The following is a 19050-nucleotide window of genomic DNA, read 5'->3' as shown; positions in this document are numbered from 1 at the left end:
CTTTGGTTATTACATACATACGAAAGTCTTTTATCCCTGAAGTGACAATAAGTACCAGTCAGGGGGTGCGCCCATGGGCAGGTCAGTAACTCTCGCCTCGGTGCTATCGGTTCCAGTGGTCACGCTCGCGGGTTCTGCGGTTTCTCTAGCGGTGGGTGCAATAGCGGGCATCGGCACTGCTCTGGTCGTTGGACTCTACCTCTCTTCCAGTCCCAGAAGGGAAGACCTCCTCGACGTTCTTGAGAGGCTCATCGATGGAGAGCACGTCCCCCTTGAGGGCTTTGATTCGGAAACCGCTTCCCGTCTTCTCCGCATAGCTGAGAAAGCCAAGTCAAAGAGGGAGGTCAGGATTGAGAGGGTAGGCGTTCCGAAGGAAGTTCGTGATGTCCTTGAAGAGCTCAAGAACGCCGACGAGAAGGCAACGTCGCTTCTGGAGAGCGCGGACTTTGGGGTTTCCCTTGACTCCAACGGTCTGCTCACGCTCATCCAAGAGGAGCGCTCCCGCGTGGCAGAGCTCGGGGACTACATCCAGACACTTACGGCGGGCATAGAGGAAATGAACACCCAAGCTCAGGCGCTGACCGATTACGCCCTCGAAACGGCTAACATGGCTGAGAAGGGCAAGCAGATTTCCGACAACGTGGCTTTGAACGTCGCGAGCATCAACGAGGTCAACCAGGATATGGAGAAGGCCCTGTCGCTACTCGTCGAGCACTCACGCAGAATTGGCGAAATCGTCGAGGTCATCGGCAACATCGCGGAGCAGACGAACCTTTTGGCTCTCAACGCCGCAATAGAGGCCGCGAGGAGCGGAGAGCACGGAAGGGGCTTCGCGGTGGTGGCTGAGAACATCCGCGAGCTGGCCGACCAGTCCAAGAAGTCAACCGACCAGATTGCAGAGCTGATTAGGAACATGCAGGAGAGCATTGACAAGGTCGTCGGCTCAATAAAGAAAGAGTTCACGGTCACTGAGGAGATAAAGGACGCCGTTCAAGAGCTCATTGCGGCCTTCGACGATATAGCGAGACGCGCCAACGAGACGGCCAACATGATAAAGGAGCTCTCCGACAGCATTGAGGGTCAGGCCCAGTCTGTTCAAATGCTGATGGACACTTTGGACAGCGTTTACAAGGTTCAGGAGGACCTCTCCGCCGAGGTTGATAACTTCACGGCCTTCATCTCCGACGTGCAGACGAGGCTGGAGGAGATTAGAAAGGGTCTTAAGGAGCTTGCCGAATCGGTTTCGCGTTCACGTGAACTCCTTGAAAGGGTTGGGGGGTGATACTTTGGGGGAGATTCAGGTTGTGGCTTTCATGGTCGGCAACGAGGAGTTCTGCCTTGACATCTCCAAGGTCAGGGAAATCAAGGAGATGATGCCCATAACACGCGTTCCCAACGCGCCGGACTTCGTTGAGGGCGTCATAAACCTGCGCGGTCAGATTACCACCGTCGTCAACCTCAAGAAGCTCCTCGGCTACTACGACCCGGACGAGGACCTCTCCAAGAAGAAGATTATCATCGCCGAGGTCAAGGACGAGGTTGTCGGCATAATCGTTGACGCCGTCTCGGATGTCATAACCCTCACCGAGGACCAGATAGAACAGCCTCCGAAGACCCTCGCCAGCAGGGTGGACATACGCTACATAAAGGGCATCGCCAAGATAAACGACGGCGAAAGGCTTCTCATAATGATTGACCTCGACAAGCTCCTCGGCGACGAGTTTTAGAGGAGGTTGAGGTCCTTTAGAATTTCCTCTATGTCGTCTTTCTTCTCTTCGGGCTCCTTATTAACGGCTCCGAGCTTGAGCATTAACTTTTGCACCTGCTCCTCCAGCCGTCTCAGCTCCTCGAACTGGTAGCGCAGCTTCTCATAGAACTCCTTCTCCACGGGCGTCACGGGGACGGGCTCTCCGAGCATCTCGGCAATCCTGTCAATCTCCCCGGCCAGCTCGTAGGTTATCCTGTGTATCTCAATGAAGCTCTTCTCGGGCGAGAGTTCTTTATCCCCGCGTTTCATTGGCAGTTCGAGCCTCTTGGTTTTGACTATGACCTCGTTGAACTTGGAGTAAACGTTCTCGTCCGGGACGGAGACGATTGCCAGCTTCCTCAGGTTCTTGAGGAGTTCTACGAGGTTCTCCTTGAGCTCCCTAAACTCCTTCTGCCCCTTTCCGGTCAGGACGTAGACCTTCGCGATGTCCCTGAGCGAGAGGAGTGCGCGCTTGGCTTCAAGAAGGCCCTCGCGGAGCTTCTCTGGTTGTAGTGTTATCGCGGCCTTGATGACCTCAAGGAACTCCTCAACTTCCTCGTTCTTCCGCCTCTCGATGACCTCTTCGAGGTGCTCTATCTCCTCCTCAAGCTCCCTGATGATTTCCTCCCTGAGCTCCTCCTTTATAAGCTCCCTGCTCTCCTCAACTTCCTTTTCGAGCCGGTCAACCCTGCTCTCGAGCCTCTCAAGACCGTTCTTAACGCTCCCAATCTCGAAGTCGAACTTCGTCTCGAACTTCTTGAACTCCCTCAGGGATTTCTCGAGCGAGGTTATCTTTTCCCTAATCTCCTTCAGCTCCGGAAGCTGGGTTGGACCTCTCTCGGAGCTCCTCAGTTCTGAAATTCTCTTTTCAATGGCAGAACGGAAGCCGGTGAAGTTCTCTTCGAGCTCCATGAGGTTGTCCTTGAGTTCGAAGTACCTCACGAGAACCTTGTTCGTGACGTCCCTAACGTAGAGAACGAGCGCCACTGCAACCACTGCCGTTACTGCAATCGCTTCCCACATGATTACCACCCGCGGAGCCCGTGGAACTAATATGGGCAACGATGTTTTAAACCTTTTTTGAACCCTCTTTAGATTTTTTCCAAGATGATGGGTGAAGGGCCCAATATTCCACCATCATCGAAATGTTGTGATGATTTTTCAATTCAGTGGGTTTTGTATTGGTTAAGGGACATTCTCCATGCGAAAACGTTATATATCTTCCAAGCGCTAACAATAATACGGTGCACCTGCACGCTTAGCTACATAAACTTCAGCGGGCTACAATCAGGCTCAGAAAAACCCGGGGTGGTGGAGGAATGAACTCGGTGGTGATAGACCCGCAGGTGCTCAGGTCATTGCACCGCAGTGAGCTCAGGAAGAAGATACTGATGTACCTGAACGAGATATATCCGTCCGCAACGTACCTGTCGGAGATTGCAAGGGTCGTTGGCTCTGACCCGTCGAACGTGAGGGGGGCTCTTGTTGGTCTTGGTAACCGCTACAACGGTGAGAGCTCCCTGGTTTACCTCGGTCTCGTTGAGGAGATAGCGAGCAACGGCTTCAAGTACTACCGCCTTACAGAATACGGCAAGAAGGTCGTGGATTACCTGAAGGAATACTACCGCTACTACAGGCGGTTCCTGTGAGGTGGGGAGATGACCTCCCCAAGGGTCGTTGACACCAACATAGACCACATGGTCAGGATTGCCATACTCCAGATTGTTTCCCTCGGTACGAAACACGGTATATTTTCCCTCCTTGCGAAGGAGCCCACCCTCCAAGAGCTCCTTGAGGGAGTAGGTCTTCCAAACAGGGCCCTGCTCGTGAGGTTCATCTCTACGTTGCAGGACCTCCGAATCATCGAGGTTCGCGCCGGGAGGCTCCACCTCAACGGTTTTTCATATACCCTCGAGATTCCTCCAGATAAGTATGACCTCCTTCTCCCGGACTGGGTTTCCATTCACGAGGAGATTTATCGAATGGTTGACTACGCCTTCATAACTCCCACCCATCCACACATCCTCATGGACTTTGACAAGGACGCCGACTTCTGGGACATGAGGATGAGCACCTCCTTCGCGAGGGCCTACCGAGAGGTCATGGCCGACGTTGCCGGCCTAAAGCCTGGTTCGGCGGTTCTCGATATAGGATGTGGTTCAGTCTCACCGGAGTTCTTCGGCAGGATTGTGGGCTACGATGGTCTCTACCTCGGCCTCGACTACTCACCGGCGCTCCTTGAGATAGCCCGCTCCAGGGCCGAGGAAAAAAACCTCCCCATTTCCCTTAAAGAGCTCGACGCTCGGCTTATACGGCCCGTCAACGAGTACGACGCCGTTCTGATGAGCTTTGTTCTCGAGTACATCCCGGACAGGGCTAAAGTCCTCAAGAACGCTTTGGAAACCTTGAAAGATGGGGGTAAGCTGGTGATAGTGGAACCCTTTAGGGACGCCTTTGAGAACGTTTCGGCCCTTGAGTTCTTTGAGGCCCTCAACAGGGATTTCGTGGGCTTTCCAATGACTCAGGAGATTTTAAAGGCCGTTGAAAAGTTGGGCTTCACCGTGCGCGTTGAGCGGCCCGGTAAGAGCCTCCTCGTTCTTGAAAAACTATAACTCCCCCCAGCCGCTGTCGTTGGGTTCTTTTTTTAGTACCTACATATGCACCTACACAATCACCTACACTACTAAGAACAAAAAAGGGCTTTATATTTTTCGGGCGTAACCACTAACGCAAATAACCCTATGGGGGTGCGTGGTGAATGAAGGCCAGGACCAGAAGAGGTGCCGTGGGTATCGGTACCCTGATTGTGTTCATAGCAATGGTTCTAGTGGCGGCAGTTGCCGCGGCAGTGCTTATCAACACGAGTGGTTATCTGCAGCAGAAGGCTTCCAGCACTGGCAGGGAGAGCACTGAGCAGGTCGCCAGCGGAATACAGGTCATGCAGGTGGTTGGTTACTACAACGCGGCGGACAACGGACTGACCAAGCTCGCTATCTACGTTACTCCGAACGCGGGCAGCGCCGGAATCGACCTCAACAACACCAAGATAATCCTCAGCAACGGTACCGCTCAGGCGGTTCTCAAGTACAACTCGAAGTTCTATGACAACACCTCAAACAACATCTTCGGCTCCACCGCTTGGCCGAACGTTACTTACAAGACCAACTTTGGTATCATCGTCATACAGGACTACGACCACAGCGTTAAGAAGGACTCCCCGACCATGAACGCCGGTGACATCGTCGTCCTTACCGTTGACGTTGGCGACCTCTTTGGAGCGATACCGGTCAGGACTCACATCACCGGACAGGTCGTTCCAGAGTTCGGAGCTCCGGGTGTTATCGACTTCACGACTCCGAGCACTTACACAACCGCGGTGGTGCAGCTACAGTGAGGGGGTGATGTGAGTGAGGCTCGTTAGAAAGAGGAGGGGTGCCGTTGGTATTGGCACCCTTATAGTCTTCATCGCCATGGTCCTCGTCGCGGCTGTTGCCGCGGCAGTGCTTATCAACACGAGTGGTTATCTGCAGCAGAAGGCTTCCAGCACTGGCAGGGAGAGCACTGAGCAGGTCGCCAGCGGAATACAGGTCCTGCACGTGGTCGGCCACACCAACGCCGACAAGACCCTCATAACCCAGCTCGCTATCTACGTTACTCCGAACGCGGGCAGCGCCGGAATCGACCTCAAGACCACCAAGATACTCCTCGCCAACAACGCAACCCAGGTCTACCTCACGTACAACAACAGTATCGATGGCACTGACGTCTCGAACGTGTTCGACCCGAACCTCTGGACCAACACCAGCTCCACCAAGTACGTTGCCCTGATAATACAGGACTACGACAAGTCAGCCATCAAGGGAACCACGCTCAACAAGGGCGACATAGCGGCCCTCCTCGTCAACGCGACCGCTGTGTTTGGTACCGGAATACCCGTTAGGACCCACATAACCGGCAAGGTTATCCCAGAGTTTGGTGCCCCGGGCGTCATCGACTTCACCACTCCAAGCACCTACACTACCGAGGTCATCAACCTCCAGTGACGCTTCTCTTCCCCTTTGGCTTTCGTTCTTTGACAATTTTCAGGAGGTGATACCTTGCGGAGGGGAGCAATAGGCATTGGCACGCTGATAGTCTTCATTGCAATGGTGCTCGTCGCGGCAGTGGCGGCAGGAGTTATCATCGGCACAGCGGGCTATCTCGAGCAGAAGGCTCAAGCTGCAGGGAGGCAGACCACCCAGGAGGTTGCGAGCGGTCTCAAGGTCGTTAACATCTACGGCTACGTGAACACAACGCCACCGAGCAAGGGGACAATAACGAAGATGGCGATATTCATAGCGCCCAACTCGGGTAGCGAGGGCATAGACCTCAGCAACGTCAAGATAGTCCTAAGCGACGGTGTTAGACTCGTCGTCTACAACTACAGCGAAATCCTGTATCGGGGCATCATAGACGACCTCTTCAACGGCACCAACATCACAAAGCAGGTTTGGGACAACCCGAACCTCACGAACACAACGTTTGCAATAGCGGTAATCCACGACGGAGGCAGCAAGATGGACGTAAGGCATCCGAACCTCGAGTGGGGCGACATGGTGGCGTTGCTCCTCAAGACAACGGTGTTCAGGACCGAGGATGGCAGGGCGGGCATTGGCCCGGCGACCAAGATAGTGGGCAAAGTCATACCAGAGGTCGGTGCGGCGGGAGTTATAGACTTCACCACTCCAGCCACGTTCAACTACAACGTGATGGTGCTCCAGTGAGGTGATGGAGATGAGACGCGGTGCGATTGGTATTGGCACGCTCATCGTGTTCATTGCAATGGTCCTAGTTGCCGCAGTGGCCGCCGGTGTGCTCATAAGCACGAGCGGCTACCTGCAACAGAAAGCCATGGCGACGGGTAGGGAGACCACCCAGGAGGTTGCGAGTGGAATAAAGGTAATGAACATCTACGGCTACGTTTACGGCAACCCGCCGTCCGGCCACAACATAACCCGCCTAGTCATCTACGTCAGTCCCAACGCCGGAAGTGGGGGCATAAACCTCGCCCACGTTAAGGTGGTCATAAGCAACGGCAAGCAGATGGCCGTGTTCAGGTACTACAACCCGAGCGAGGACGAGAACATCAGCGGCGTGAAGGTCAACGCCACATACTTCCACTACGCCGGCGACATCGAGAACATCTTCCAGTACAACACCTCATACCTGCCCTACGGCAACAAATCGACGACCCTCAAGGTTGCCGACAACATCACCCAGCTCTGGGAGAACCTGTACAACGCCACTGTAAACGGTCACCTCATCTTCGGCATCGTGGCCGTTCAGGATTACGATGGCAGTATCTCCGACAACCCGGACAACCCCACCTTGAGCTGGGGTGACATAGCGGCGCTCCTGATATGGATGACGCCCTTCAAGGGAGGGGACAAGTTCGGCCTTCCACCGGCCACTAAAGTCACTGGAAAGGTCATTCCAGAGAACGGCGCAGGCGGTGTCATTGACTTCACAACGCCCAACACTTACACACAGAACATCATACAGTTGCAGTGAGGGGGTGGGACGATGGCCTTAGCGTTCCTTTCATCTTTATTTGGAAAGAAAAAAACCAAGGAAGAACCTGCCCCCTCCTCAGAGCCCTTGGAAGTTGAGGAGCTCGAAGAAGAGGTTGAGAGCAGGCAGGAGAACGAGCAGATTACACAGATACTCGAGAGGATAAACGAGATTGAGAACGACATCCCGAGGATAAAGATAAGCATTGACACCCTCAAGAAGCAGATACAGGAGCTCCGCGACGACATAGACAGGCTTGACAAGACCATCAAGGACGTCATGATGCTCTACGAGGTCATCAGTCAGGAGATAAACCCCTTCAAGGAGCAGATGGGACAGGAGAACCCGCTCACCAGTGAGATACAGGAAATCCGGAAGGAACTGGAAGACTTAAAGCTTGAGATTGCCCAGATAAAGAATGACATAAAGGTGCTCGCCGGTTACGGCGTTGACCTCGACTCGATAATCTATGAGGTGCTTGCGGAGGTGTGACGCATGGAGATGGCAAGGCTGGTCACAGAGGCAGACATCAACGCAAAGCTCGCAGAGCTCAAGGGCAAGGTTCCCAGCGTCGTCATAAACGACCTCCGGGAGAAGCTGATAGCGAGAAAGGAGAACCTCACCTACGAACAGCTTGAGAAGATAATCCAGAAGGTCCTCGAAACCTACGGCAACCAGGTTACCAAGTACGAACAGCTCAGCAAGCGCGTTGACGAGCTGGGCAAAAGGCTTACGGACCTCAGTATGCAGCTGAGCAGGCTCGTTGAGACCCTTGAAACGGCCAAGTTCGATGTTCATGAGAAAAAGGCCGAATCCGTCTCGAAGAAGGTTGAGGAAGTCCACGAGAAGATTGGCAAGCTTGAGGAGCTCCTTGAAGAGGAGGAGAAAGAAGAGACTCCCTCCGAGCTCGTCGAAAAGCTTGAGGAGCTCCACAAGAAGGTTGAGGAGCTCGCGGAGAAGGTTGAGGAGAAGACTGCAAGTGAGAAGCTTGAGGAGGCTCAGGAGAGGCTTGAAGAGCTCCAGGCCAAGATTGAGGCCGGCGAAGAGGTCAGCGAGGAGGAGCTCGCCGCGGCTGAGCAGGCCGTTGCAGAGGCCCAGGCAGAGCTTGCCCAAGAGGAGGAGAAGGCCGAAGAGGCCGGGCCAGTTGTGGAAATCGAGGAAGTTCCCGAGGTTTCGGAGGTTGAAGAAGTAGCCGAGGTCCAAGAGGCCCCTGTCGAAGAGGAAGAGGTCGAGGAACTCAAGGTTGAGGAGGTGCCGGAGACCGTCGAGGAGGTCGAAGAAGTCGAGGAAAAACCCGCGGAGGAGGTTTCCGAAGAGGCGGGGCAACAGGAGGTCGTCGAGGAAGTACCCGAAGAGGTCAAAGTTGAGGAAGTTGAGGCTCCCACAGAAGAAACGCCCGAAGAAGTTGAGGTCGTCCCCGAGGAGGGGGTTGAGGAAATTTCGATTGAAGAAGTTCCCGCTCATGAGGTTGTTGAAGAAAAGAAGGAAGGTGGTGTTGGCATGGCTGAAAAGCTTCAGATTCCCGAGGACATCGCGAGCCTTCTCTTCGAGGAGGAGCCAAGGAAGGCCAGGCTTGAGAAGCTACCCGAGGACATCGTTTCCACCATGATAGCGCTCAAGTGGCTCGGATTCCTCATCGACAGGGTCGGCATACAGAACCTCGAGAGGGTTCTAGAGTTCTACTACGAAATCGGCTGGATAAGCGAGGAAGTGCTCAACCAGCTGCTCCGCTACGCCAAGGGCACCAGACCGCACCACAGGGACCCGGAGTGGAAGCCGGCCGAGAAGCTCACCGTTCAGGACCACCTCATAAGCCTGCTGTTCATCGAGCGTCTCAGGGGACTTAGGATTAACAGAAACGTCCTTGACAAACTTGAAAGGGAAATCAAGATGCTGGAAAAGACGCTCGATGAGTTCTACGGCATCTGAGGGCTTGGAGGGGGCGGCCTATGGGGTTCAGCGTCTCAGCGAGTGCAGCGATAATCTTCATTTCATTTTTGATGATGGCTGGGACGCTCTACACAGCCTGGGACAACGCCTACGCCAACGTTCAGGCCGCCCGCGAGTATTGGTACAACCTCAAGCTTTCACAGTTGAACACTCTGTCCTCTCTAAACGCTAAGAACAGTAGTGTCAGTACGGGGACTACATATTACAACATAACCCTCGCAATTCGGAGCAATGGGATTACCCTATACGTTCCCCACTGGAGCGGAACGTATGATGGAAAGCTGGTTACACTTTACAACGTTAACGACGATAACGTTGGTTTCCTCTCCAATTACACCTATCTCCTCCCTGGCGGTGAGGTCCTGCTGAACGTTACGTACATACCCCTCGATAGCACTCACCACACGCTGAACGTAGTCTTCGGCAATGGGTGCTGGGTCAGGTTCAACTGGTACTACAACACAACGACGAACTCGGTGTACGTTACCACATCGAGGGGCTGTCCAACGGAGGTGAGCTGATGGGGGCAGGTGGGCCTGCAAGCGAACTCATAATGTTCATAGTTGCCGTGCTCGTTGCTGGGAGCGTTGCTGGGGCACTGGCCTACGTTACCAACGACATAGCCCAGGGAATACACATAAAGGGGTCTATGCTTTCGAATGAACTTCGGACAAATTTCGCGATAATAAACGACCCCAACAATATACCTGTTAATACCTCCACCACTCCTTATACTTACACGTTTTATATTAAAAACATCGGCCAAGTTTCGATACCCTTTAACTCAAATTCAGTTCAGGTATTAATTGATGGTCTACTCGTACCTTCAGCTAATCTAACGTTTGAACCCTCAACGTACATTAGTCCTTATCAAGTGGGGGAGATAAAAATAAAGTATGCCCTTAACCCCGGTTACCACACTATTACAGTGGTCCTTGAGAATGGCATAAAGCGCTCTCTAGTGTTTAAAATCTGATACCCTACTTTGAGGAGTGATAACTACTGTCTAGGCGGTGGTCACCTTGGTCGAGGAACTGCTCAAGATAGAGCTCAAGGGCGACGAGCTCCACAGGCGTCTCGGCGGCGGAATCCCCGCTGGAACAATAATGCTCGTCGAAGGCGACAGGGGTAGCGGTAAATCCATCTTCGTCCAGAGGCTCCTCTACGGGTTCCTCATGAACGGCTACACCGCGAGCTACATCTCAAGCCAGTACACCACCGTTGAGTACATAAAGCAGATGGAGTCCCTCGGGTACAGCGTTATCCCCTTTCTAATCAGGAAGAAGCTCATATTCGTCTCCCTTTACCCCCTCCTGAGCGGTGTGAGTGAGAAGAGGAAGTTCCTGAGCAGGCTTTTCGGTGAGCCCCGCCTCTGGGAACCGGATATAATGATAATCGATTCATTCTCATCCCTCCTCTCGCGCGAGCAGGACCCTTCCGCCGTTAGGGACTTCCTCCTCTACGTGAAGAAGATGGCTTCCCTGGACAAGGTGATTATACTCACCGCGAACACCGAGGAAATTGACCGCGACTCTCTCTTCGTCCTTGAAGAAGCGGCCACGATGCTCCTGAGGCTGAGCGTGAAGGTCTTCGGTGGGGATTTGAAGAACTCGGCGACGATAGTCAAGTACAACAACGCCAAGGGTGTCTTCCAGAAGATTATACCCTTCCGCGTCGAGCCGAAGGTGGGGCTGATAGTAGAGATAGCGGCGGTGGTGTGATATGGCGCAGGTGGTCAGCGACACCCTTGAGGAGGCAATGGCGAGGAACCCCCACCTTCGCAAGTACATTGACCAGTTTAGAAAGAAGTACGGCAAGATGCCGGAGTTCTACGCCCAGCTCAGCAGGGACATGAAGGACATAATGTACCCCAACATCATCTACCCGGTGGGAGACCCGATATTCATCCACATCTACGCCGACCCGGCTACCGCCGAAAAGCGCTACATAGTCATCGAGCCAAGGATAGAGAGCAGGGAGGAGGAAGAGAAGTACAACATGATTCGCGACAAAATCCTTGAGATAGCTCCGACCCGGGACATCCCTGAGGAGCAGGAGGAGTTCGAGAGATTCCTCGATGCACTCTTCGATGAAGCAGTCCTCGGCCTTGTAAAGTCTGGGGGTAGGAAGGGGCTCGGAAAGGGAAAGGGCTTCGTCATCACCAAGGAGGAGATGGAGAAGTTCCGCTACCTCATCAAGAGAGACATCATAGGTATAGGTCCCCTTGAGCCCCTCGCGAGGGACCCGTACATAGAGGATATCCACATCATCGGCGCCAACAACATCTCCCTCGTCCACAAGATATTCGAGATGATGCAGACCAACATAAGCTTCGGCGACGACGTGAAGCTCGCGGACTACTTCAAGAACATAGCCGAGCGCATTGGAAGGCCCGTCAGCGACAGGAACCCGATAGTTGACGGTGCCCTGCCAGACGGTTCGCGTATAAACATAATCTACTCGCCGGACATCTCCATCAAGGGTCCGAGCGCGACAATCCGTAAGTTCTCGGCGACGCCGATAAGCATCACCCAGCTGATAGCGTGGGGAACGCTGAGTGCCGAGGTCGCCGCCTACCTCTGGATAGCCCTCGAGTACGGTATGAGCGTCTTCGTCTGTGGTGAGACGGCTTCCGGTAAGACCACCCTCCTCAACTCGATTATTCCCTTCATCAAGCCCGGTTCGAAGATATTCACCGCTGAGGATACGCCGGAGGTTCAGGTTCCCCACCCCGTCTGGCAGAGGCTCATCACGCGTGAGCGCGGTCCCGAGGAGAGCCGTGTTACCCTGTTCGACCTCCTCAAGGCGGCCCTGCGTTCGAGGCCGAACTACATCATCGTCGGTGAGATTCGTGGTGCCGAGGGTGCCATCGCGTTCCAGGCAATGCAGACCGGTCACCCTGTCATGAGCACCTTCCACGCGGGCGACATCAAGAAGATGATACAGCGTTTCACCGGCCATCCGATAAACGTCCCGATAACCTTCATTGACAACCTCAACATAGCGGTCTTCCAGCAGGCGGTCTACGTCAGGGGTAAGTTCCTGAGGAGAACGGTGAGTGTCGTCGAGATTGAGGGCTACTACGAGGAGCTCGGAGGAGTTGCGACGAGGAACGTCTTCGAGTGGGACCCCGTTGCGGACAAGCACATCTTCAGGGGTTTCAACAACTCCTACATCCTTGAGAGGAAGATAGCCGAGATTGCCGGCTACGAAGACCCCAAGGACATCTACAATGAGCTCTTCCTGCGCGCGAGAATTCTCCAGAGGATGGTCGAGCTCGGCATAACCAACTACTGGGACGTCTACAAGGAAATCAAGGCCTTCTACCTCAGGGGTCTCGAGGGCCTCAGCTTCAGGGTCTGAGGTGATGGCAATGGCCGACGAGAAAATCAGCATCTTCACAAAGGCCGACCTAAACATGGAGGCGTACCTCAGGAAGGTCCTGCTGCCCTACCTGGGTATTTCCGCGGTTCTGTTCATCGTCGTTGGGCTAATCTCAAGGCTTTTTCCAGTCCCAACTGGCATTAAAGTTCTCCTCTTCATGATTCCTCTTATCCTCCTCATCTACGCGGCCGTTTACCCCTACATCGTGGCAGATTCCAAAAAGATTTCAATCAACTCGAAGATGCCCTACTTCATCACGTACTTCGCGGTGCTCTCAACGAGTGAGATGGGCCGTTCCGACCTCATAAGAATCCTCGCCCAGGACCCGAAGCTCGGTGCAATAGCCGGCGAGCTCAAGAAGGTTCACACAATCGTCAACAAGCTCCACCTTTCGATGCCGGAAGCGTTCCGCTTCCTCGCTAGGAGAACTCCGAGCCAGATGTTCGCCGACTTCCTTGACAGGCTGGCTTACTCCCTCGACAGCGGTGTCGACCTGAAGGAGTACCTCTTCCAGGAGCAGCAGACGGTCATGGACGACTATCAAACCTTCTATGAAGGCGCCCTCTACGACCTCGACATCTTCAAGGAGATTTACGAGTCAATCATCATCTCGGTCGTCTTCATAGCCTCGTTCGTTATCATCGGTCCAATAATCACCGGTATGGACATCGGCAGGATGGGCCTCTACGCCGTTGCCATGACCCTCGCGGCCGAGCTGGGAATCCTGCTCGTCGTCAAGTTCAGAATGCCCGAGGACCCGATATGGGCGGACAGCAGGGGGATAAAGGACCCGCGCAGGGAGCGTATAAAGCGCGCCGCGATTTACTCTCTCATTGCAATGGTCATTACGGCGCTGGTGTACGTGCTCATCATAAAGCCCCGCTTTGCCCTGCCTTCTCCCTTCGCCCTCGCGCTAATCCTGACCCCCCTCTATTACCTCGGGCGGGTTGTGGATAAGGAGGAGAAGTCCATATTCAGGAAGGACGAGAACTTTCCGGCCTTCATTAGGAGTCTGAGCTCGTCCCTTGCCGCGAGCGGTGCCTCACTCGTGCTCGTCCTGAAGTACCTCAGCGCCCACGACTTCGGTTCGCTCACGGACGACATTAAGGCACTGTACAGAAGGCTCGCCATCCGTGTTGACAGGGACAGGGCCTGGGACTTCTTCATAGCCGGAACGGGGAGCTGGTTAATCGGTATATTCTCAGAGATATTCCGCGAGAGCCTCAGGATGGGTGCGGAGCCGGATTACGTTGGCCTTATCATCAGCAGGAACTTTGAGAGGCTCGTCCGCCTCAGGAGGAAGAGACAGCAGAGCATAGCGAGCTTCATAGGCATAATCTACGGTCTAACCGGTGCCTTCGCGTTCTCCCTCGCTGCATCGTTCCAGGTTGCGGTCTCGATAAGCAAGATGTTCTCCGGGATGAACTTAAACGTCGCCAACAACTACATCGGCAACCTCATTCACGTGATTCCTCCCTCGGGGATGGCGTTCCTAACGTACATAATGCTCGTCCTGATGGTCCTTCACTCCCTGCTCGCCAGCATGGTTATCAAGCTCGCCGATGGCGGGCACATCCTCGGCTCCTCAAGGTACTTCGTCATACTGGCATGGATATTCGCGGTTGGAATGTACCTCGGCCAGAGCCTCATGGCCAAGATGATGAACGTGGGCGCGGGTGGGGCGAGCGGTCAGATGGTGGCATACCTTCTAAGCCTCGCGGGGGTGATTCCATGAAGCGGGTCGTTCTGTTCTCACTCCTCATGCTCGCGTTCCTCGTAACGCTCCACGGGGCCAGCGCGTCATCCTTCAGCGGGTGGGTCTACGTCCCGGGAACGGTCTCCGCCAACAACGTCACGCTCCATTTTGAAGACGTATCCCTGACTGGCGAGCTCCTGGGGAGGGCCTTCGTTAACGGTACCTACTACGGCGACTTTGCCTTAAGACCCGGCTCCGAGTTCAAGGTCGGCAACGTCGTGCTCCACTACTACAAGGCCTTCGTTGGCTCTAAGATGGCAGTTCTGGTCGGCTTTGACTTCCTGAACCTGACCGTGGGGGAGTCGGTCACCCTTGGATACTACCGCTTCCAGGTCATCGCCGTTGGTCCAAACGGAGCAACGATAAGGGCGTACTACCTAGGGACTGAGAAGGATTTTACGGCTTCCAGCTTCAAGGTCGGCCACGTTTCCGTTACCGTATCCGCTTACCCAGAGGTCTTTAACGGTTACCTAAAGGTCGGGGAGGAGATTCACGTTGATGGCCACTACCTCGTGTTCGAGAAGGCATGGGTTGAGAACTCGACTGGAACCCTCGTTAAGAAGCTTCTCTTCAACGTGGATGGAAAGAACTACACACTGACGGCGGGCGAGAAAGCGGACGTGGGGGTTTTCCACGTCGATGTGAAAGATTTGGTCGTCGTCACGAACTCCACGTCCGAGTCCTGCGTCGCGTGTTCAAGCTACGCCGACGTAACCGTGAACTTCATAGGGGCTTCCCTTGCCGTCAAAACAGTTCCAGACTTCGAGTTCTCCCTCCAGCCCGGCCAGACGAGGAACGTGGGGCCGTACCTCTTCAAGTACCTCTACCCGTTCTCCTCTTCCGCCCAAGTTGAGCTCATGAACAACTGCGGGCAGAAGATTACCGGAGCGAAGCTCACGAACTCCACGATATCGGCCGTTCTCTACTACGGCGGCGTCGTCATCGCGCTCGATTCAGTTGCCTCTGATGGAACGGCTACGTTCTACGGCTTCCTGAACCCGTCCGAGTTTCCGAACGTAACCAAAACCGCCAACCTCCTCATGACCCTGAAAGTTGGGGAGGGCCGCCAGTACGTGCCTATGAACGTGAACCTGACGCTGATGAACACAGGAACGGTTCCCCTGTCGCACATCTCCGTGGTTTTCAGTCCAGGAGCGGGCTTCCGGGTTCTGGGAAGCGACAGCTTTGAGATAGCCTCACTGCCACCCAACAAAACGCTCGTCCTACACCTCCGGGTCCTTCCAATGAAGGGGGGGACGCTTAAGCTCGGCACGGCCACGGCCGTTGCGCTGGCGCCCTTCGAGCTTGCCTGCAGCCACTGTACGGTGCTCCACTTCACCTCCAACGACCCCGCGGTGAGGGTTAGAACGTCTGCCCTCGCGTATTCGATTGCCCTCTCAGCTCCCCCCAAGGCAGAAGTCGGGTCGGCGTTCCCCCTCGTGGTGACCGTTAGGAACACTGGCAACGTTAAGGTTCCCGCGAACGTGAGCGTCAGGATTCCCGCGGGCCTCGCGGTCGAGTCGTCGTCGGGGCTCAAGGTTGTGAACGGCAGCGTTCTCCTCGCGGTCGAGCTGAAGCCGGGGGAGGTCAGAAAGCTCAAACTGAACGTTGTCCCATACGTCAACGGAACGGCAAAAATCACCGCCCGGGTTTCATCGCTGACCGGCCTCCTGAACACGACCTCCATAACGTTGAACGTGAGTACTCCGAAGGGGGGCGTTGTAACGGTCTCGGCCCCCTGCAACGGCACGGTCACAACGTCCACGGTTCCGGGGAAGGAAGTCACGGTTACCAAAACCGAGTACAAAACGAAGACCGTAACCTCAACGACCACCTCAAGCGTCCCCTACACACCGCTCAGGACAAAGTTAATCTGGCTGGTCCTTGGGTCCCTCATCGGTGCCGGTGCGATAATAGCGATAGCCTGGTATCAGGCCAGGTCGTCGTGACCCTTTTATTCCCTTCTTCCTAACCTTCGCAGGGGGTCTGCATGAACCTTGACGAGCTGTGGAGAAGGACGGTTGAGAACCTCGTTCGCGAGGGAATAATAAGGAGCGAAGCCGTTAGACGGGCCTTTCTAAAGTATCCCCGCTACCTCTTCGTTGAGGGGAAATACCGGAAGTACGCCCACCTCGACGAGCCGCTGCCGATTCCGGCCGGGCAGACGGTAAGCGCCCCCCACATGGTCGCGATAATGCTTGAGCTGGCCGAACTCAAACCCGGCATGAACGTCCTCGAAATAGGAACAGGGAGCGGGTGGAACGCTTCTCTCATCTCGGAGCTCGTCAAGACCGACGTCTACACCGTCGAGAGAATTCCAGAGCTTGTTGAGTTTGCGAGAAGGAACCTTGAAAGGGCCGGCGTGAAAAACGTTCACGTGATTCCCGGCGACGGGACGCTCGGCTTCCCGCCGAAGGCTCCCTACGACAGGATAATCGTAACCGCTGGAGCGCCGGACATACCGAAGCCCTTGGTGGAACAGCTCAAGCCCGGCGGAAAGCTCATAATCCCCGTCGGAAGCTACCACCTCTGGCAGGATTTGCTTGAGGTAATCAAGCTCGAAGACGGCTCGATTAAGGTGAAGAACCACGGGGGCGTTGCCTTCGTGCCCCTCATCGGGGAACACGGCTGGAGGGAGTAGGCTTTTAAGTTCGGTCCCTCTTCATAACCCGGTGATAGAATGAGGCTCATAGCTTTCGACGTCGAGGGAACCCTCGTAAAGGCGCGCTCGAGCTGGGTTGAGCTCCACAAGAAGTTCGGCACGTGGGAGAAGGGGAAGGAGTACGCGGAGCTGTTCTTTGCCGGAAAGATAGACTACGCGAAGTGGGCGGAGCTGGACGCTTCCCTCTGGCTCGGCAGAAAAAAGGAAGAAATCCTCGAGTGGGCGGACTCGGTTGAGTACAACGACTACGCCTTTGAGCTGATGGACTTTCTGCGCGAGAACGGCTTCAAAATAGCCCTCCTCTCGAGCGGGCTGATGTGCCTGGCCGGAAGGGTCGCGAGGGAGCTTAAGGCGGACTACGTTTTCGCCAACGAGCTGGTCTTCAAGGACGGAAAAGTTGCCGGCGTCGTTCCCGCTGTGGACTTCGAGGGGAAGGGCGCGATACTCAGAAGGCTCAAGGAGGAGCTTAAGCCAGAGCTGACGGTGGCCGTTGGCGACGGCTTCAACGACCTTAGCATGTTCCGCGAGGCAGACGTGGCGATAGCGATAAACCCGCACGAGGGTGTTGAGGGCGACCACGTCGTCGAGAGCCTGAGGGAAGTGCAGGAGATAATCGAGGGCTTAATAGGGGGTCGGTGAAGGGCGTGCTCCTCACCGCTCGGCAAAGCAAAAGCTCGTCATCCCCCTGTCGGCCCGACCGGAACCCCCGGTTCACGATTCCCCAGGGAGGGCGGGCGCCGGGCCGGTGGAAAATTGGGGGAAGGCCTTAAAACTTTAAAGGCCCATCAACTTGAGCTCGAGGAGCCAGAACAGGTCGCCGATGAAGTAGCTTATCAGGAAGCCGAGGAATATCGCCGGGGCGAAGGGCATCGCCTTCTTTCTAAGGAACCTGTTCTCCAGCTTTCCTTCCTCCACGAGTCTCTTGAGTTCCTCAATCTGCTCCTTCGTTAGTCCCTCTGCCGTTGGTGATGCTATGACCTTCCCGTGGTCCGGCTTGAGGAGCGAAAGGTCCGCCTTCAGGAGTGCGACCTTGAGCCTCTCGAAGGGGTCGGTTCTGTCGCGTCCGATTTCTCCGTCCTTCTCGAAGACTGTTTCTCCCAGTATGTCCCACTCCCTCAGCTCCTCAACCGGCACCTCCTCCACGAGCACCTCCCGCCTTATGAACTTGACGAGTGCCAGGAACACCTTGAAGGCATAGAGAAACGCGAGGAGCCTTAAGAAGGCGAAAATCGTGCTCTCTGGTGATAGGTAGACGAGATACGCCAGGACGAGCGCTCCAACAACGTCCCCGACCTTTCTCAGCATGCCGAAGACCGTTATGAGAACTATCGCGAGGAGCCAGCCGACGACGGGGTTCAGTGAGAGACCGAGACCTTTCTCGAGGATTACCCGAACGCCGAAGGCGCCCATAATCCAGAGGGACAGCTCCACGGTGAGGCCCGCTCCCGAGACGAATATCTCTCTGAGCTCCGAGAAGCGCTTCCTCAGGATTATGACGCCAAAGGCGTAGATGAAGATGAACGGGAACACTGCGATGAGGCCGTTGAGGAGGATTGCTATTGGGTAGAGCGGGTAGTGGAGGTAGTAGGGGGCGGTTATTTTGGCTGTGTCGGGCGGGTACGGCAGGAGCGCGGAGAAGCCGGCCAGTATAACCGCGTCGCCGCTCGCCCATGCCCCGATGTAGAATAGGAGCAGACCGAGAATCAGCCCAACGACTAGGGCTATTATTCCTGAGAGGGCAACCAAAACGCTGCCCTCACTCAGTCCCTTGTAAAGATAGTAGAGGATTCCAATTTCAACGGCCGGAACCGGCAGTTTGACGAGCCACTTCGAGAGGGGAACCTCCTCTTCGCCCTCATCCCAGCCGAGGAACTTTCCGATGAGCGCTAAAAGAACCGAGACGTGGTTGTCGAAGATGAAGCCGGTCTTCAGGTCGGTGTACGAGGTGACCAAACCCATAACTAGCCCAACCAGAAGTGGAACCGTTTCCATACTTTCACC

21 protein-coding genes are annotated in these 19050 nt (G+C 55.1%); 19 read left to right on the top strand and 2 right to left on the bottom strand.

Annotated features, from left to right (window positions below):
• Positions 1-73 precede the first annotated feature (73 nt).
• Both CS910_RS11090 and CS910_RS11085 read left to right on the top strand, forming a co-directional pair.
• Positions 74-1282, top strand: a complete 1209-nt coding sequence (locus CS910_RS11090) for a methyl-accepting chemotaxis protein (RefSeq protein WP_099212071.1) — start codon at positions 74-76, stop codon at positions 1280-1282.
• Positions 1283-1286: 4 nt separating this feature from the next.
• Positions 1287-1727: a chemotaxis protein CheW gene (locus CS910_RS11085; protein WP_099212069.1), complete on the top strand. Its 441-nt coding sequence runs from the start codon at positions 1287-1289 to the stop codon at positions 1725-1727.
• Here the strand turns inward: CS910_RS11085 and CS910_RS11080 are convergent.
• Entirely contained in the window at positions 1724-2770 is a 1047-nt protein-coding gene (locus CS910_RS11080) for a hypothetical protein (RefSeq protein WP_099212067.1), read from the bottom strand. The genes CS910_RS11085 and CS910_RS11080 overlap by 4 nt on opposite strands.
• A gap of 84 nt (positions 2771-2854) precedes the next feature.
• On the opposite strand from CS910_RS11080, the gene CS910_RS11945 reads away from it, so the two are divergent.
• The 17 genes from CS910_RS11945 to CS910_RS11000 all read left to right on the top strand — a co-directional run bounded on the left by CS910_RS11945 (position 2855) and on the right by CS910_RS11000 (position 17688).
• Entirely contained in the window at positions 2855-3070 is a 216-nt protein-coding gene (locus CS910_RS11945; RefSeq protein WP_158523841.1) for a hypothetical protein, read from the top strand.
• The gene (locus CS910_RS11075) at positions 3067-3396 is read left to right on the top strand and encodes a helix-turn-helix domain-containing protein (RefSeq protein WP_042690868.1); all 330 of its coding nucleotides are present in this window, start codon (positions 3067-3069) and stop codon (positions 3394-3396) included. The genes CS910_RS11945 and CS910_RS11075 overlap by 4 nt, the downstream gene beginning before the upstream one ends.
• A 9-nt stretch (positions 3397-3405) precedes the next feature.
• Complete coding sequence (locus CS910_RS11070) at positions 3406-4359, top strand: class I SAM-dependent methyltransferase (RefSeq protein ID WP_099212065.1); 954 nt, start codon at positions 3406-3408, stop codon at positions 4357-4359.
• Positions 4360-4505: 146 nt separating this feature from the next.
• Positions 4506-5141, top strand: coding sequence for a flagellin (locus CS910_RS11065; protein ID WP_099212063.1), 636 nt, complete (start codon positions 4506-4508; stop codon positions 5139-5141).
• Positions 5142-5154: 13 nt separating this feature from the next.
• Complete coding sequence (locus tag CS910_RS11060; protein WP_099212061.1) at positions 5155-5790, top strand: flagellin; 636 nt, start codon at positions 5155-5157, stop codon at positions 5788-5790.
• Positions 5791-5844: 54 nt separating this feature from the next.
• Positions 5845-6510, top strand: coding sequence for a flagellin (locus tag CS910_RS11055; protein WP_099212059.1), 666 nt, complete (start codon positions 5845-5847; stop codon positions 6508-6510).
• 10 nt (positions 6511-6520) lie between these two features.
• Entirely contained in the window at positions 6521-7297 is a 777-nt protein-coding gene (locus CS910_RS11050; protein WP_099212056.1) for a flagellin, read from the top strand.
• Between the two features lie 12 nt (positions 7298-7309).
• On the top strand, positions 7310-7789 hold the full coding sequence (locus CS910_RS11045) for a flagella accessory protein C (RefSeq protein WP_099212054.1): 480 nt from the start codon (positions 7310-7312) through the stop codon (positions 7787-7789).
• A gap of 3 nt (positions 7790-7792) precedes the next feature.
• A complete protein-coding gene (locus tag CS910_RS11040) occupies positions 7793-9226 on the top strand; it encodes a FlaD/FlaE family flagellar protein (protein WP_099212052.1) in 1434 nt (477 codons plus the stop codon).
• Positions 9227-9246: 20 nt separating this feature from the next.
• A complete protein-coding gene (locus CS910_RS11035) occupies positions 9247-9768 on the top strand; it encodes a flagella (RefSeq protein ID WP_099212050.1) in 522 nt (173 codons plus the stop codon).
• Positions 9768-10223, top strand: a complete 456-nt coding sequence (locus CS910_RS11030; RefSeq protein WP_099212048.1) for a flagellar protein G — start codon at positions 9768-9770, stop codon at positions 10221-10223. The genes CS910_RS11035 and CS910_RS11030 overlap by 1 nt, the downstream gene beginning before the upstream one ends.
• 46 nt (positions 10224-10269) lie before the next feature.
• Positions 10270-10968: an ATPase domain-containing protein gene (locus tag CS910_RS11025; protein WP_099212047.1), complete on the top strand. Its 699-nt coding sequence runs from the start codon at positions 10270-10272 to the stop codon at positions 10966-10968.
• Between the two features lies 1 nt (position 10969).
• Positions 10970-12610: a type II/IV secretion system ATPase subunit gene (locus CS910_RS11020; RefSeq protein ID WP_099212045.1), complete on the top strand. Its 1641-nt coding sequence runs from the start codon at positions 10970-10972 to the stop codon at positions 12608-12610.
• Positions 12611-12620: 10 nt separating this feature from the next.
• Positions 12621-14366, top strand: a complete 1746-nt coding sequence (gene flaJ / locus CS910_RS11015; RefSeq protein WP_099212043.1) for an archaellar assembly protein FlaJ — start codon at positions 12621-12623, stop codon at positions 14364-14366.
• On the top strand, positions 14363-16336 hold the full coding sequence (locus tag CS910_RS11010; protein ID WP_099212041.1) for a COG1470 family protein: 1974 nt from the start codon (positions 14363-14365) through the stop codon (positions 16334-16336). Before flaJ ends, CS910_RS11010 begins: the two co-directional genes overlap by 4 nt.
• A gap of 41 nt (positions 16337-16377) precedes the next feature.
• A complete protein-coding gene (locus CS910_RS11005; RefSeq protein WP_099212039.1) occupies positions 16378-17028 on the top strand; it encodes a protein-L-isoaspartate(D-aspartate) O-methyltransferase in 651 nt (216 codons plus the stop codon).
• 39 nt (positions 17029-17067) lie between these two features.
• Positions 17068-17688: an HAD-IB family phosphatase gene (locus CS910_RS11000; RefSeq protein WP_099212037.1), complete on the top strand. Its 621-nt coding sequence runs from the start codon at positions 17068-17070 to the stop codon at positions 17686-17688.
• Positions 17689-17823: 135 nt separating this feature from the next.
• Here the strand turns inward: CS910_RS11000 and CS910_RS10995 are convergent, their stop codons facing one another.
• Complete coding sequence (locus CS910_RS10995; protein WP_099212035.1) at positions 17824-19041, bottom strand: A24 family peptidase C-terminal domain-containing protein; 1218 nt, start codon at positions 19039-19041, stop codon at positions 17824-17826.
• Positions 19042-19050: the final 9 nt, after the last annotated feature.

It is taken from the genome of Thermococcus henrietii (assembly GCF_900198835.1).
GTDB classification, from domain to species: Archaea; Methanobacteriota_B; Thermococci; order Thermococcales; family Thermococcaceae; genus Thermococcus; species Thermococcus henrietii.
Note: the sequence above shows the minus strand (reverse complement) of the source record. Positions and strands in the feature narration are given on the sequence as shown.

Excerpts from the sequence above, each read along its gene's own strand:
- CS910_RS11005 (WP_099212039.1), top strand. The coding sequence starts at position 16,378 with ATGAACCTTGACGAGCTGTGGAGAAGGACGGTTGAGAACCTCGTTCGC.
- CS910_RS11020 (WP_099212045.1), top strand. The coding sequence starts at position 10,970 with ATGGCGCAGGTGGTCAGCGACACCCTTGAGGAGGCAATGGCGAGGAAC.
- CS910_RS11945 (WP_158523841.1), top strand. The coding sequence starts at position 2,855 with ATGATGGGTGAAGGGCCCAATATTCCACCATCATCGAAATGTTGTGAT.
- CS910_RS11000 (WP_099212037.1), top strand. The coding sequence starts at position 17,068 with ATGAGGCTCATAGCTTTCGACGTCGAGGGAACCCTCGTAAAGGCGCGC.
- CS910_RS11090 (WP_099212071.1), top strand. The coding sequence starts at position 74 with ATGGGCAGGTCAGTAACTCTCGCCTCGGTGCTATCGGTTCCAGTGGTC.
- CS910_RS11065 (WP_099212063.1), top strand. The coding sequence starts at position 4,506 with ATGAAGGCCAGGACCAGAAGAGGTGCCGTGGGTATCGGTACCCTGATT.
- CS910_RS11040 (WP_099212052.1), top strand. The coding sequence starts at position 7,793 with ATGGAGATGGCAAGGCTGGTCACAGAGGCAGACATCAACGCAAAGCTC.
- CS910_RS11080 (WP_099212067.1), bottom strand. The coding sequence starts at position 2,770 with ATGTGGGAAGCGATTGCAGTAACGGCAGTGGTTGCAGTGGCGCTCGTT.
- CS910_RS10995 (WP_099212035.1), bottom strand. The coding sequence starts at position 19,041 with ATGGAAACGGTTCCACTTCTGGTTGGGCTAGTTATGGGTTTGGTCACC.
- CS910_RS11070 (WP_099212065.1), top strand. The coding sequence starts at position 3,406 with ATGACCTCCCCAAGGGTCGTTGACACCAACATAGACCACATGGTCAGG.
- CS910_RS11035 (WP_099212050.1), top strand. The coding sequence starts at position 9,247 with ATGGGGTTCAGCGTCTCAGCGAGTGCAGCGATAATCTTCATTTCATTT.
- CS910_RS11050 (WP_099212056.1), top strand. The coding sequence starts at position 6,521 with ATGAGACGCGGTGCGATTGGTATTGGCACGCTCATCGTGTTCATTGCA.
- CS910_RS11075 (WP_042690868.1), top strand. The coding sequence starts at position 3,067 with ATGAACTCGGTGGTGATAGACCCGCAGGTGCTCAGGTCATTGCACCGC.
- CS910_RS11030 (WP_099212048.1), top strand. The coding sequence starts at position 9,768 with ATGGGGGCAGGTGGGCCTGCAAGCGAACTCATAATGTTCATAGTTGCC.
- CS910_RS11010 (WP_099212041.1), top strand. The coding sequence starts at position 14,363 with ATGAAGCGGGTCGTTCTGTTCTCACTCCTCATGCTCGCGTTCCTCGTA.
- CS910_RS11045 (WP_099212054.1), top strand. The coding sequence starts at position 7,310 with ATGGCCTTAGCGTTCCTTTCATCTTTATTTGGAAAGAAAAAAACCAAG.
- flaJ (WP_099212043.1), top strand. The coding sequence starts at position 12,621 with ATGGCCGACGAGAAAATCAGCATCTTCACAAAGGCCGACCTAAACATG.